Origin of the sequence: Leisingera sp. ANG-DT (assembly GCF_000813785.1) — a bacterium.
Taxonomy (GTDB): domain Bacteria; phylum Pseudomonadota; class Alphaproteobacteria; order Rhodobacterales; family Rhodobacteraceae; genus Leisingera.
Genome location: NZ_JWLE01000069.1, coordinates 1 through 432, shown reverse-complemented (window position 1 = coordinate 432; position 432 = coordinate 1). Strand labels below are relative to the sequence as shown.

The 432-nt window shown below is 61.8% G+C and carries 2 pseudogenes; both read left to right on the top strand.

From position 1 onward, the window contains the following. Window positions 1–271 (top strand): annotated as a pseudogene (locus RA21_RS23330) (NAD(+) diphosphatase); the annotation flags it as partial. Window positions 272–327: 56 nt separating this feature from the next. Beyond that, window positions 328–432, top strand: a pseudogene (locus RA21_RS23325) (SRPBCC family protein); the annotation flags it as partial.

The following is a 432-nucleotide window of genomic DNA, read 5'->3' as shown; positions in this document are numbered from 1 at the left end:
GCTGGAGGAAACCGGCGTGCGGGTCGGCCCGGTCAGCTACCTGTCCAGCCAGCCCTGGGCCTTTCCGATGTCGCTGATGTTCGGCTGCGCAGGCGAGGCGCTGAGCCGTGAGATCACCATAGACCCGGAAGAGATCGAGGACGCCATGTGGATCAGCCGCCAGGAGATGATGACCGTCTTTGCAGGCGAACACCCGGTTCTGAAACCCGCACGCAAAGGCGCGATTGCGCAGTTTTTGATCAAGAACTGGCTTGCAGACACGCTGGACTAAGGCGCATATTTGCCGGAAACGGCACCGACCCCAAGCCGCAGACGAGGCAGGCGAACATGGAATTTCACAGCAAGGAAGACATCGAAGCCCCGATTGCAGAGGTGTTTGCGGCGATCTCCGACTTCGGCACGCTGGAGCGGTCTGCCCTGCGGCGCGGCATC